The organism is Arthrobacter sp. 24S4-2 (genome assembly GCF_005280255.1).
GTDB lineage: Bacteria > Actinomycetota > Actinomycetes > Actinomycetales > Micrococcaceae > Arthrobacter.
The window spans coordinates 5,070,898-5,083,339 of the sequence record NZ_CP040018.1 but is presented as its reverse complement, the minus strand read 5'-3'; the positions used below and the strand labels follow the sequence as shown (position 1 = coordinate 5,083,339).

The 12,442-nt window shown below is 65.5% G+C and carries 11 protein-coding genes and 1 pseudogene; 7 read left to right on the top strand and 5 right to left on the bottom strand.

Annotated elements, in window-relative coordinates; genetic code table 11:
- Window positions 1–62: 62 nt before the first annotated feature.
- Window positions 63–1,397: an FAD-binding oxidoreductase gene (locus FCN77_RS23620; protein ID WP_137324240.1), complete on the bottom strand. Its 1,335-nt coding sequence runs from the start codon at window positions 1,395–1,397 to the stop codon at window positions 63–65.
- A gap of 160 nt (window positions 1,398–1,557) precedes the next feature.
- On the opposite strand from FCN77_RS23620, the pseudogene FCN77_RS23615 reads away from it, so the two are divergent.
- A pseudogene (locus FCN77_RS23615) lies at window positions 1,558–2,009 on the top strand (GMC oxidoreductase); the annotation flags it as partial.
- Here the strand turns inward: FCN77_RS23615 and FCN77_RS23610 are convergent.
- Window positions 2,006–2,545: a carboxymuconolactone decarboxylase family protein gene (locus FCN77_RS23610; RefSeq protein ID WP_137324239.1), complete on the bottom strand. Its 540-nt coding sequence runs from the start codon at window positions 2,543–2,545 to the stop codon at window positions 2,006–2,008. The pseudogene FCN77_RS23615 and the gene FCN77_RS23610 overlap by 4 nt on opposite strands.
- A gap of 355 nt (window positions 2,546–2,900) precedes the next feature.
- Between FCN77_RS23610 and clpB the strand changes: the two genes are divergently transcribed.
- A complete protein-coding gene (gene clpB / locus FCN77_RS23605; protein ID WP_137324238.1) occupies window positions 2,901–5,570 on the top strand; it encodes an ATP-dependent chaperone ClpB in 2,670 nt (889 codons plus the stop codon).
- A gap of 48 nt (window positions 5,571–5,618) precedes the next feature.
- On the opposite strand, the gene FCN77_RS23600 is transcribed toward clpB, so the two are convergent.
- Complete coding sequence (locus FCN77_RS23600) at window positions 5,619–6,332, bottom strand: septum formation family protein (protein WP_175417374.1); 714 nt, start codon at window positions 6,330–6,332, stop codon at window positions 5,619–5,621.
- A 281-nt stretch (window positions 6,333–6,613) separates the two neighbouring features.
- Between FCN77_RS23600 and FCN77_RS23595 the strand changes: the two genes are divergently transcribed.
- Window positions 6,614–6,847, top strand: a complete 234-nt coding sequence (locus FCN77_RS23595) for a DUF3073 domain-containing protein (protein WP_137324236.1) — start codon at window positions 6,614–6,616, stop codon at window positions 6,845–6,847.
- Between the two features lie 177 nt (window positions 6,848–7,024).
- On the opposite strand, the gene FCN77_RS23590 is transcribed toward FCN77_RS23595, so the two are convergent.
- Window positions 7,025–7,807, bottom strand: a complete 783-nt coding sequence (locus FCN77_RS23590) for an alpha/beta fold hydrolase (RefSeq protein ID WP_137324235.1) — start codon at window positions 7,805–7,807, stop codon at window positions 7,025–7,027.
- 194 nt (window positions 7,808–8,001) lie between these two features.
- Between FCN77_RS23590 and FCN77_RS23585 the strand changes: the two genes are divergently transcribed.
- The gene (locus tag FCN77_RS23585; protein WP_137324234.1) at window positions 8,002–8,796 is read left to right on the top strand and encodes a VOC family protein; all 795 of its coding nucleotides are present in this window, start codon (window positions 8,002–8,004) and stop codon (window positions 8,794–8,796) included.
- The gene (locus tag FCN77_RS23580) at window positions 8,793–9,674 is read left to right on the top strand and encodes a VOC family protein (protein ID WP_137324233.1); all 882 of its coding nucleotides are present in this window, start codon (window positions 8,793–8,795) and stop codon (window positions 9,672–9,674) included. The genes FCN77_RS23585 and FCN77_RS23580 overlap by 4 nt, the downstream gene beginning before the upstream one ends.
- A 27-nt stretch (window positions 9,675–9,701) precedes the next feature.
- On the opposite strand, the gene FCN77_RS23575 is transcribed toward FCN77_RS23580, so the two are convergent.
- Entirely contained in the window at window positions 9,702–10,328 is a 627-nt protein-coding gene (locus FCN77_RS23575) for a GntR family transcriptional regulator (protein ID WP_175417373.1), read from the bottom strand.
- Window positions 10,329–10,441: 113 nt separating this feature from the next.
- Here FCN77_RS23575 and FCN77_RS23570 point away from each other — a divergent pair, with 113 nt between their 5' ends.
- Both FCN77_RS23570 and FCN77_RS23565 read left to right on the top strand, forming a co-directional pair.
- The gene (locus FCN77_RS23570; protein WP_137324231.1) at window positions 10,442–11,509 is read left to right on the top strand and encodes a succinylglutamate desuccinylase/aspartoacylase family protein; all 1,068 of its coding nucleotides are present in this window, start codon (window positions 10,442–10,444) and stop codon (window positions 11,507–11,509) included.
- The gene (locus tag FCN77_RS23565) at window positions 11,496–12,437 is read left to right on the top strand and encodes an ABC transporter substrate-binding protein (protein WP_175417372.1); all 942 of its coding nucleotides are present in this window, start codon (window positions 11,496–11,498) and stop codon (window positions 12,435–12,437) included. The genes FCN77_RS23570 and FCN77_RS23565 overlap by 14 nt, the downstream gene beginning before the upstream one ends.
- Window positions 12,438–12,442 lie beyond the last annotated feature (5 nt).

Here is a 12,442-nt window from a genome sequence, read left to right as displayed (position 1 = left end):
TCGCATAACAGCCTTTGCCACTTACCAGAGTCGTATGTCGCTGACGGGCGCGGTCAATGTGTCTATGCCGGGGCGGGCGGAATGTTCTGGTTTCCGCGGAACACGTTGTCGGGGTCGAATTCGCGTTTCACCTGAGACAGCCGGGCATAGTTTTCGTTTCCGAAGGCTGCCTGGACGCGGGCCTGCCCTTCGTCGCCGATGAAGTTCAGCCACACGCCGCCCGTGGAGTAGGGCGCGATGTCGTGGCGGAAATGCTTCACCCACGCTTTGGCTTCCTGACCGCGTTCGGGGGTCTCCTCGATGCCGAACGGGTGGCTGACCCAGTTGGCGTTCCGGTTCTGCAGGGGAGTTAGAGCGGCAGCTGGCCCACCCACGGCTCCGCCCCACCGGGCAATCAGCTGTTGGGAATGCGGCCCAGGCAGGCTGTGAGCTGAATCGATGATGATGTCTAGCGCATCGTCTGAGAGCTCGTCGTGGTAATCGGCGCTCCAGTAGTTGTAGAGGTTGGGCGGATCATCGATCATGCACTGGAAATCGGCGTAGTCCATGTCGCCCACAAGATCCACGGCGGGACCCAACCCGCGGTAGGGCTTTGCCTGTTCCGCGCCTTCGGCTGCGTCTCCTGCGAATACAAATGCCATACCCACGGCCAGTTTGCCCACCATGTCCTCCGGCACGAACGGTTCCGGCGGGGCCGTCAGGTACACCAAGGCTGACCCGACGGCATCAGGCGCCTTGAGCGCCAGGTCCCGGTAACCCCGGCTGACCTCCGGCGCAGCGTCGCCGGGCCAGAGCATCAGGCCGGCCTGGACAGTGGGGCCCAGCTTGTGGAGGGCGAATTTAAACGACGTGGCTACACCGAAGTTTCCACCCCCGCCATGCAGGGCCCAGAACAGTTCGGGATTCTCCTGAGCGCTGGTAGTTACCCTCTCTCCGCCGGCCGTGACGAGGTCCACCGAAGTCAGGTGATCACAGGCGAATCCGTATGCCCGTTCCAGCCAGCCGGAGCCGCCGCCCAGCGTGAAGCCGGCCACCCCCGTAGTGGAGGCACGCCCGCCGGTCATGGCCAGTCCGTGTTGCTGCGTGGCGCGATCGAACTCACCGAAGGTGACGCCGGCACCGACGGTCACGGTGCGGTTTTCCGGGTCCACGCGAATGGACTTCATCGGGCGTACATCGACAACCAGTCCGCCGTCGTTCGTGGACGCGCCAGCCACGGAGTGGCCACCGGCGCGAACGGCGACGGCGAGTTCATTGTCGCGGGCATGCTGCAGGGCTTCGGCAACCTCGCCGGGTGTGCTGCACTGGGCAATGACGGCCGGGCGCCGGTCAATCATTGCATTGAAGAGTTTCCGTGATTCGTCGTAATCCGGGCTGTCCGGCCTGATCCATTTCATTGCAACGCTCCTCGGCGCTGGCGGCTCCGCCCCACAAGAAATCGTACTACCGCTGCCTGCGGCGGGCTACGGCTTCCTGGCGCCGAACGTTCACGGCAAAGTTCCTCGAACGGCCGTAAACGGCACCAAACGAGTGAGTAGGCTCATAAAACTGGGGGGTCCGTTCGACATGCACACGCTGCGCCAGGACTTCCCGACGGGCAACGGCTTCTGCCTCACGCCCAACCTCACGCACGCCAGGTCACGCGGAACGGTCCGGCTCCGCAACCGCGACTACCGGGACAAGCCCAAGGTGGGCCCGCGCTACTTCACCGATCCGCACGATATGCGTGTGATGGTGGCCCGCATCCGCAAGGCATGGGAGATCGAGGCCCGTCCGGAGATGGCCGAATGGGCCGGCAAGGAGCTCTACCCCGGCGAGGCCATCCAGAGCGATGAGGAGATCACCGACTACATCCGCAAGACGCACAACACCGGGTACCACCCGGCGGGAACGGTCCGGATGGGCGCTGTGGACGACGCGATGTCCCGCTGGAACCCGGACATCACCACCATGATGATCCGGAACGCTGCGCCGGATTGGTAAAGTCCGCGCGGGCGCAGGGTTCCTAGCGCGCCGCGGAAGTTTCCGTTGCGTCGGGGCGAACCGGAGCCGGTTCCTGCTGTTCTCGGCGAACAGGGTGCTGGCTGGTGATGGACACGCGGTTGAACGCATTCATGGTGATTACCAGCCAGCTGACCGCCGAGTATTCGGCGGCGCTGAGATGCTCGCGGGCGTAGGCGTCTTCACGGTCACGCGTGTGGGCGTCGGGAAGCGTGGTGATGGACTCCGCCAGGGTCAGTGCCGCCCGTTCCTTCTCGGTGAACACGGCGGTGTCCCGCCAGGCGGACAGAACGGCGAGCCGCTGGCTGGTCTCGCCCTGCTTCATAGCGTCGGCAACGTGCATGTTCAGGCAGTAGGCGCAGCCGTTGATCTGCGAAATGCGGACGTTGAGGAGTTCGGTAAGCGCCCGGCCGATACCGGCTTCGTCAGCCGCCTCACGTGCCTTCAGGCCCAGGCCGTTCAGGGCCCGCCATACGGACGGGTTCTCCTTGTCGATGAAGATGTGCTGCGAGGTGGGGTTGTCGGCTTGGCGAGTCTGGTCCATGGCTCCCAGAATACTCAGCACGCGAATGACAGGTTTTGTCATTTTCGTGACACGGCCACAAAAGGGCTGTAGTGTTTCCAGCGGATCGCCCGCCTGCCTTCGGTGGGCGGCGGTCCGCCAAATGAAGTCACTGCGTGGCGCACCGGATGCCACGCCAGCCGGAGGGCGGTTCCTTGGGGGAGCCGCCCTCCTGCATGTCCGGGCAGAGTTGCCGGGGTGGGCCCGGCGCTTCGGGCCAATCGCCCCTAGACAGCCATTTCGCCGTCGGCAAACATGGACCTTATGGCGCTGTCCGTAAAGTTGAGCGTTGTACACTCAACTTCAAGAGTTGAACTATCCCCGAAAGGAGCTCTCTTTGGACGCCAAATTCACCACCAAGAGCCAGGAGGCTCTTTCGGCAGCAGCCATGAACGCCTCCACGGCAGGGAACCCGCAGGTTGAGCCTGCCCATCTCCTCAAGGCGCTTATGGACCAGCGGGAGGGCGTCGCCGTCGCCCTGCTCCGTGCCACAGGCGCAGATGCGGATGCCGTCAGTGTCCAGGCCAGCACCGCCATCAAGGCACTGCCGGCAACGTCGGGAAGTTCCACGCAGCAGGCCCAGCTGTCCCGGCCCGCGCTGCAGGCAATCCAGAATGCCAAGAACGAAGCCGACAAACTCGGTGACACCTTCGTGTCCACCGAGGTCCTTCTGCTGGGGCTCTCCGCCGGCAGCGACGCCGTCGGGCGGTTAATGCGCGACGCCGGCGCCTCCCATGAGGCGCTGCTCGCCGCCCTGCCGGGCGTCCGCGGCGACCGCAAGGTCACCAGCCCGGATCCGGAAAACACCTTCCAGGCCCTGGAGAAGTTCGGTACGGATTTCACCGCGATGGCACGCTCGGGCAAACTGGACCCGGTGATTGGCCGCGACACGGAGATCCGGCGCATCATCCAGGTACTGAGCCGCCGCACCAAGAACAACCCCGTCATCATCGGCGAACCCGGGGTGGGCAAGACGGCCGTCGTCGAGGGTCTGGCGCAGCGCATCGTGGCCGGCGACGTTCCGGAAAGCCTCCGCGGAAAGACCCTGATCGCCCTGGACCTCGCCTCCATGGTGGCCGGAGCGAAGTACCGCGGCGAATTCGAGGAGCGGCTCAAGGCCGTCCTGGAGGAGATCAAGAACTCGGACGGGCAAATCGTCACGTTCATCGACGAGCTCCACACGGTGGTGGGGGCGGGCGCCAGCGGGGACAGCTCCATGGATGCCGGCAACATGCTCAAACCCATGCTGGCCCGCGGCGAGCTGCGCCTGATCGGTGCCACCACCCTGGACGAGTACCGCGAAAACATCGAGAAGGACCCGGCCTTGGAACGCCGCTTCCAGCAGGTCTACGTGGGCGAGCCGAGTGTGGAGGACACCATCGGCATCCTCCGCGGCCTCAAGGAGCGGTACGAGGCCCATCACAAGGTGGCCATCGCCGACTCCGCGCTCGTTGCCGCCGCCACGCTGTCCAACCGCTACATCTCCGGGCGGCAGCTGCCGGACAAGGCGATCGACCTGGTGGACGAGGCTGCGTCCCGCCTGCGCATGGAGATCGACTCCGCACCGGAGGAGATCGACCAGTTGCGGCGCCAGGTGGACCGGCTGACCATGGAGGAGCTGGCCCTGGCCAACGAGAAGGACGCCGCCTCTGTGGAGCGACTGGCTGCCCTGCGCGCGGACAAGGCGGACAAGAAAGAGGCGCTGGCCGCCCTGAACGCCCGCTGGGAAGCCGAAAAAGCCGGACTGAACAGGGTTGGCGACCTGAAGGCCAAGTTGGACGAGCTCCGTTCCAAGGCGGACAAGGCCCAGCGCGAAGGCGACCTGGAAACGGCGTCGCGCGTGCTGTACGGCGAGATTCCCGCGCTCGAACACGAACTGAACGCTGCCGCCGAGGCAGAGTCGGCACGGGTGGCCGGCGGCGGCGCCAAGCAGGAGCTCATGGTGGCCGAGGAAGTCACGGCGGACGACATTGCCGAAGTGATTTCCGCCTGGACCGGCATCCCCGCCGGACGCATGCTGCAGGGCGAAAGCCAGAAGCTCCTCCACATGGAGGAGGAACTCGGCAAGCGGCTGATCGGCCAGTCCAAGGCCGTGACTGCCGTGTCCGACGCCGTACGCCGCGCCCGGGCCGGCATCAGCGACCCCAACCGGCCCACCGGTTCGTTCCTGTTCCTCGGCCCCACCGGTGTGGGTAAGACTGAGCTGGCCAAGGCGCTGGCTGATTTCCTGTTCGACGACGAACGCGCCATGGTGCGGATTGATATGTCCGAATACGGCGAGAAGCACTCCGTGGCTCGGCTGGTCGGGGCGCCTCCGGGCTATGTGGGGTACGAGGAAGGCGGCCAGCTGACTGAAGCCGTCCGCCGTCGTCCGTACTCCGTGGTGCTGCTCGACGAAGTGGAGAAGGCGCACCCCGAAGTCTTCGACATCCTCCTGCAGGTGCTCGACGACGGCCGCCTCACCGACGGCCAGGGCCGCACCGTGGACTTCCGCAACGCAATCCTGGTGCTGACCTCCAACCTGGGCAGCCAGTTCCTGGTGGACCAGTCGTTGGACGCGCAGGCCAAGCGGAGCGCTGTGATGGGCACCGTGAATGCCTCCTTCAAGCCGGAGTTCCTGAACCGCCTGGACGAAGTGGTGCTCTTCGATGCCCTGACCGTGGATGAGCTCGCACAGATCGTGGAGCTGCAGGTGGCCGAGCTGGGCAGGAGACTGCACGAGCGCCGGCTCGCCCTTGAGGTGACCGACGGCGCCCGCGCCTGGCTTGCAATGTCCGGCTTCGATTCGGCCTACGGTGCGCGGCCCCTGCGCAGGCTGGTGCAGCGCGAAATCGGCGACCGCCTGGCCAAGGCCATCCTCGCCGGCGACATCAACGACGGGGACACCGTCGTGGTGGACATCGGGTCCGACGTCGATGAACTCACCGTTGCGGGGCTTGAGGCCCTGGTGGGGCCCGCCGGCGGCGCCCCCGCCGGCACCGGGCTGTCCGTGCGGCGAAAGGACTAGCGAGTCGGTTATCCCGTAGGCCAGAGGGGTCAGGCAGAGGAACCCGGCCTACGGGATAAGGGATTCCATAATGATGTTGCCCTTGTCCGCTGTGACATAGCAGTCCACCCGACGGTCGCCCTGTGCCCAGCTCGTGTCGCTGGGGTACGCATTGCGCTGAAGGAGGACGTAGTTGGCCACGGCGTCTGTCAGCGCGGCGTTCTGGCAAATCTCGCGGCCCTTCTCGCGCAGCGCGGCGATGCCCGGGTAGGAGTCCGATTCCGCGTACCGGTGCACGGCCACCAGTTGTGCCGAGTGACCGGTGGTACACGCCACAACGCGGGATTCCGTGGCTTCGGGATCGAAGTTCTCGAAGCAGTCGCCCAGCTGGTAGTCCAGGGCGCCCACCCCATCCTGCGGGAGCTGGCTTCGGGTGGCCTGCGCGGTCGGGGACGAGGACCCCGACGCCGCCGGCGCGGGGCCCTGGTTTGCCTGTTCGTTGCTGCTGGCGAGCAGGGCCGTGAGCCACCAGATGAGGAACCCGATCAGAACCAGCCCGACTACCACCAAGCCGGCCTTCAGGAGGGTCTGCTTTCGCTCGGCCGGCGGGGTGTCATGGGACGGGTTGTCACTGGGCGTGGGATCGTCCGTAACGGCCGGCGGCTGAACGGGAAGGCTGCTGGTGGGAGGCCGCGAGGGCGGAGGCGGGACCGGAGGCAATCCCTTGCCCGCAGATGTCCCGTGATTTCCGGCACTGGTGCCTGGTGTGTTCTCGTCATTCACTTGAGGATTCACCCTTCCCGGTGTCTGTTTCCTCGGCGGGCCTGCCCGGATGCGGCTGCTGGGGCGGAGCCGATCAAACGACTCTACCGAAGAAAAACGGCGGGCCGGATATGGCCGCGACCTGCGCAAACGCGGGAACACTGCTCCGGGGGGCCGAGCCGGCGAGCAGTTACCGCTGAAAGCATGTAATCTAGGTGTACGACAAATTGACCAAACATTCCGGGGCCTCACTAACGCCAATGGTGACCACCTCCGGTCCGAGTACAAAAGGGGGTCACGCCATGGGGCGCGGCCGTCAAAAGGCAAAAGCTACCAAGCAGGCTCGGGATATTAAGTACTATTCCCCGAACACTGACTACTCTGCGCTTCAGCGTGAGCTCAAGAGCTCTGAGGGTCGTGCACCGAGCCGTTTCACGAATGAGCCGGTTGAGCCGGACTATTCGGCTTATGTGGATAAGTACGCGGACGATTTGGAAGAAGACGACGACGAGGTTGACACCCGTCGAATCGGCTAGTTTTCGCCCACTGAACCTGCCGTAAGGCAGCCAGTGGCGTGCCGCCGTCGTACCGTTCACCACAGTGAGCCGTGCGGCTTGTCGGCTCTTCTTTTCCGGCACCCCGGTGCCGACCTCAGCTATTAGGCCCGTTCGGGTACGCCGGAATCCGGCGTACCCGAACGGGCCTTTCTGCTGTCACAAACCAGCGGCCCGGGCGCGCCGTACCGGCATGAGTGTCCGGGGCGGCGCGGATCCGGCCAGGAAATCCAGGATGAGGCGGCTGACGGTTTCCGGCTGTTCCAGGGGAAGCCCATGGGAGGCGCCGGGAACCACCGCCAACTGTCCATCGGGCAGGGCTTCGTAGAGGGACACGGTGTGCGGCAGGCCCACAATGTCATCGTCGCCCGCGACAACGAGAACCGGCATGCTGATTCTGGCGATGTCAGCTGTTGTAAGCGTCGGCTCCGACCGGAACATCCTGAAACTCTTGTCCATGACGGCTTCCAGATGGGCTGCCCCGTCCGGAGACCGCTCGATGTAGGCGTTCCCCAGTTCTTGTGCCACGGGAGACTCCGGGTCCATGTCCATGGGCACGGTGCCCTCGAAGTGGTAGTTCGCGCCAATCACCACAAGCTTGCGGACCAGGTCCGGCCGGCGGAGTGCCACGAGCAGCGCAATGATGCCGCCGTCGCTCCATCCCACAAGGTGGGCCGCGCCGCCCACGACTTTCTCAAGCACCGCCACCGTCTCGTCGGCCATATCCGTGTAGTGGAAGTCGGCGTCGGTGTCCGCGGTGTAACCGTGGCCGCGCCGGTCGAAGGCGACCATACGGAAATGCTCCGACAAGCCCGGACCCATGCTGTTCAGCAGGTCGTCGCTGTTGCCCAGGCCGCCGTGCAACAGCAGGAGTGGCTCGCCCTGGCCGCCGCGGTCATCCACCCAGGTCGGGTGCCCGTTAATGTCCACGCGGCTGGCCATGACGCACTCCATCCCGGCGGTCCTTCGGCGGTGGCGGACCGTCCCTGCGGCCATTGTCCTCCCGCGAAGCCGGCGCTACAACGGGCCCGGCGAGAGGTCAGGGGCGGCTGTTGTCAGTGTCGCACCCCCGTACTAGGTTGATCGTGGGCTGTTCCATTGACGGGCCCATCGGCGGTCGAAGGGGATTGAATTCCATGCCAGAGGTTGAGAGCTACAAGCAGGGCACGCCGTGTTGGGCGGACCTCTCTGCGAGCGACATCGAGGCGGCCAAGGCGTTCTACTCGCAGCTGTTCGGCTGGGAGCTGGACGCCATGCCCGCGCGGCCGGAGATGACCTACTACATGGCAAGGCTGCAGGGCCGCTACGTAGCCGGGATGATGCAGCAGATGCCGGACATGGCAGCTGCCGGCATGCCCTCCTACTGGGCCAGCTACCTTGCCGTGGACAATGCCGATGAGGCCGCCGCGAAGGTCACCGAGGCAGGCGGAACGCTGGTGTATCCGGTTGATGACGTCGAGAACGGCGGCGGCCGGAGGTTCTTTGCGGCGGATCCCACAGGGGCCCAGGTCGGTTTCTGGCAGGCGGGGTCCCATATCGGGTCCGGACTGGTGGACGAACCCGGCACCATGGTCTGGAGTGAGCTGCAGACCGCCGACGTGCCCCGGGCCGTCGCGTTCTATGAGGCCGTGACCGGATGCACCTCGCAGACGGGGCCGGCGGGCGAGCTCAGCGAGTACACCAACTTCATCGTGGACGGAAAGCCCGTGGCGGGGGCCATGAAGCCGCCGATGGAAGGCGGGCCGCCGTTCTGGATGACCTATTTCAAGGTTGAGGATGTGGAGGTGGCCGCGGCACGTGCGGCCGAGCTCGGCGGGCAGGTCCACGTTCCCGGATTCGACGTCCCCGGCGTGGGCCGTCTGGCCGTGCTCGCGGACCCGAACGGGGCCGCCTTCAGCATCATGGCCGCCGAAAGCACGGCAGCCCAGTGACCGGGCGCACCACGTTCAAGGCGGGTGAGATCTGCTGGGCCGACCTTCAGACCAAGGACGTGCCCGCGGCCAAGACCTTCTATGCGGCAGTGTTTGGCTGGCGCTACGAGAATCTGCCCACCCCGGACGGGCGCAGCTATTCGAAGGCCTTCCTGGGCGATGACCTCGTCACCGTCATCGCGCCGCAGAACCCGCAGCAGGAAGCCTCCGGAACGCCCGCGCAGTGGAACATCTACTTTGCTGCCGCTGATGCCGGAGCCATAGTGGAGGAAACCCCGCATGCCGGCGGCGCAGTGGAGTTCGGACCGGAGGAAGTGGGGGACACCGGCATCATGGTCTTCCTGGCGCCTCCCGGCGGCGGCACCACCGGGGTCTGGCAGCCCGGAACCCATACCGGCGCCGCCCGCTACAACGAGCCCGGCGCGCTTGCCTGGGCGGAGCTGCTGACCCCGGAGCCCCAGGCCGCCGTCGCTTTCTTCCAGCAGCTGTTCGGTCATGACGTCACCGAGTACCCGCAGGACGACGGCGGCACGTACACCACGCTGATGGTGGACTCGGCCGAGGTGGCAGGGATCGCTGCGCTCCCGGCGGACGATGCCGACGATGCCGACGAGGAGGACGAGGCGGAGTTCTGGGGTGCGGAGCCGGAGTACCCCGCCGGCAACGGGGACAAAGCGGAGCCGGACGAGCATGCATTGCAGACGGGCTGGCAGGTCTATTTTGGCGTCTCCAGCGTCGCGGACGCGGTGGCCGCCGCTGTCGCCGCGGGTGCCATCGTCCTGATCGAACCGGAGGGTGACCCCGACGACGAGGACGCCGGAAGCGTGGCCACGCTCCAAGACCCGCAGGGCGGCGTGTTCAGCGTGTTGGAGGTCTAAACAGATCGGGTGCTCCGGCCGTTACGCCTAGTCCTGCTCGTGGCACAGATCCAGGAGGGAAATCAGGAGGTCAGGGTCGCCGGCCCTGGCTGCGGCCAGAATCTTGCTGTGCGCATCGGCAACGCGGGCCAGCTTGGCCTCGTCCAGCGGATATGAGCGGCTGATCAGGCGCTGGACGGGGTTGTCCCACACGGATTCGAGGGTGGTCAGCAGGAATTTGTTCGGGCACGGCGCTGCGATGTTCAGGTGGAACCGCCGTGTTGCCGCGAACAGCGCCTCCGCGTCGGCGCTGGCGGATCCCTCGGCGATCATCAGCTCCAGCCGGGCCAGCTCCAAAGGCGAATACTGGGCGCCGAACTGCCTGATGGCCATGATCTCCAGGGCCTTGCGGACCTCATAGACCTCTGCCACGTTCGACGGCGTCAAGGTCGTCGCGAAGTATCCGGCGCCCGGAACCAAAGTTGCCAAACCCTCGTGTACCAGCCGGTTCAGCGCATCGCGGACCGGGGTTCTTGAAACTCCGTATTCGTCCGCAAGCTGCTCCTGGACCAGGGGTGCGCCCGGCTCAACCACGCCGTTGACGATTTCGTCGCTGATCCGCTCGTAGACCTGCTCGCTCAGCGGCCGCATCTTCCTGGCAACTTGCGCAGCCATTTGCCTCATCCCCTCACTGGTCCCAAGAACCATTCGATTCTACGTGCTTTACATCACAGTATTCACTGTATACAGTGAATCCAATCCTTCTCAGTCTAGCCGAAAGCAAGCCCATGACCCTGTGTATCCCCCGAATTCCCGGTATTGATTTCTTGGCTGCGGGCAGGCAGTTCGGTTACCTGGAGATCGAACATTCGGATAACGCCCACGACGCGGCCGTTATCCCGTCCCCTATCGCTGTTCTCAACGGCGGCCCGGGCCCCACAGTGCTTTTGATCGCCGGAACCCACGGCGATGAGTACGAAGGCCAGATCCTCCTGCAGGAGCTCATCCGGTCCACCAATCCGGAGGAAGTCTCCGGACGCCTCATCATCCTGCCCGCGCTGAACATCGCTGCGGTCAGGGAAGGGCGCCGGGTTGCCAGCGTGGACGGCGTGAACCTCAACAGGGCCCTTCCAGGCGACGCCGGCGGTGGGCCCGCCCAGCAAATTGCTTCCATCGTGGCGGAGGAGCTCCTCCCGCTGGCGGATTTCGTCATGGACATCCATTCCGGCGGAATCGCCTCCGAATACGTGCCTTCAGCGTTCGTCTACCACGGACCCACGCCGGAACTTTGGGCACAAAAGACCGCAGCCGTGGCAGCCTTCAACGCGCCGTACTCGGTGGTGGTGCAGCCCATGCTGAAATCCGGCTCCATCAGCGGCGCCGCCGACCGGGCCGGTGTTCCCATGATCTCCACCGAACTGGGCGGCGGCGGGACGGTATCACTGCGGATCCTGGAGCGCGCCCGGACAGGACTCCGGGCCCTTCTGGGCCACTGGGGCCTCCTCGCGATCGGGCAGCCCCCGGGACATGCCAGGGAAAGGGCCACCGTCCTACCGGGCGCCCAATCCCCGGTCCGGTGGGTGGAACTCACGCCGCTGTCCCCGGTGAACTCCACCATGGCCGGACTCTTCGAACCCACCGTTGAGCTGGGGCAATCCGTGGCGGCGGGGGACGTCGTGGCCAGGGTCCATTCAGTCGAGGAACTCGACCGCCCATCCAAGGAATTCTTTGCACCCATTGACGGGGTGGTTGCCATCGTTCGGCATCCGGCCCCCGTCAACGTCGGCACCACCATGGTCAACATCGCCGTTGACCATGGAACAACTCACCCGGAAGGCAACTATGTCTCATCGTAATGTCGTGACCACCGGCCCTTGGCTGCTCGCAGCCATCGTGGGGCTGAGCGGTTGCACCAACGCATCCCTTGAGGGCGGGAGCGCCGCCGCTCACCCCCTGCCTGGGCAGAACGGCGCCATATCCGCCGCGCCGCTCAACCAGACGGCCGCTGACCTGCTGCCCGCGGAGGTCAGGTCCAAGGGAACCTTGCTGGTCGGAACAGACCCGACCTTCCCGCCCTACGAGTTCTACGCCGAGGACAACAAGACAGTGACAGGCTGGGACGCAGACTTCGCCAGGGCCCTCGGGGAAACCCTTGGCCTCGAAGTGAAGATGATCCCGGCCACCTTTGACACCATCCTCCCGGGAGTGGGATCGCAAAAGTACGACGTCGGCATCTCCGGATTCAACGTCACCGCTGAGCGGAAGAAGAACGCCGACTTCGCCACCTACATGAACAGCGGCTCGGGCCTGGCAGTCAAGCAGGGGAATCCGAAGAACCTCGCCCTTGACGCCATGAAGCTGTGCGGCACCAAGATCGGCGGCGAAAAGGGAACGTCGCAGGGCATCGAAACCCTGCCGGCCTTTTCGAAGCAGTGCATGGACGCGGGGCGGCCCCCGATCGACATCCAGCTCTTCCCCTCCCAGCACGAGGCCAACCTGGCCCTCACCTCCGGCCGTGTGGACGGCGTCCTGTCCGGAGACATCGGCATGGCCTACGCCAGCAAACTGTCCGGAGGCTCCTTCGAACTTGCCCCCGGCACCGGCTGGGATCCCACGGCTGTGGGCATCGCCATGCCGAAGGGCTCGCCGCTGACCAAGGCCGTCGTGGCGGCCGTCGAGGCGCTGGTGGCAAGTGACACCTACACCTCGATCAACGCCAAGTACGGCATCCCCGATTCCGTGAAGGTCAGCGCGGACCAGGTCGACGCAGGTGCCACCCGGTGAGCGGC

Excerpts from the sequence above, each read along its gene's own strand:
- FCN77_RS23620 (WP_137324240.1), bottom strand. The coding sequence starts at position 1,397 with ATGAAATGGATCAGGCCGGACAGCCCGGATTACGACGAATCACGGAAA.
- FCN77_RS23610 (WP_137324239.1), bottom strand. The coding sequence starts at position 2,545 with ATGGACCAGACTCGCCAAGCCGACAACCCCACCTCGCAGCACATCTTC.
- FCN77_RS23595 (WP_137324236.1), top strand. The coding sequence starts at position 6,614 with ATGGGGCGCGGCCGTCAAAAGGCAAAAGCTACCAAGCAGGCTCGGGAT.
- FCN77_RS23590 (WP_137324235.1), bottom strand. The coding sequence starts at position 7,807 with ATGGCCAGCCGCGTGGACATTAACGGGCACCCGACCTGGGTGGATGAC.
- FCN77_RS23585 (WP_137324234.1), top strand. The coding sequence starts at position 8,002 with ATGCCAGAGGTTGAGAGCTACAAGCAGGGCACGCCGTGTTGGGCGGAC.
- FCN77_RS23575 (WP_175417373.1), bottom strand. The coding sequence starts at position 10,328 with ATGGCTGCGCAAGTTGCCAGGAAGATGCGGCCGCTGAGCGAGCAGGTC.
- FCN77_RS23570 (WP_137324231.1), top strand. The coding sequence starts at position 10,442 with ATGACCCTGTGTATCCCCCGAATTCCCGGTATTGATTTCTTGGCTGCG.
- FCN77_RS23565 (WP_175417372.1), top strand. The coding sequence starts at position 11,496 with ATGTCTCATCGTAATGTCGTGACCACCGGCCCTTGGCTGCTCGCAGCC.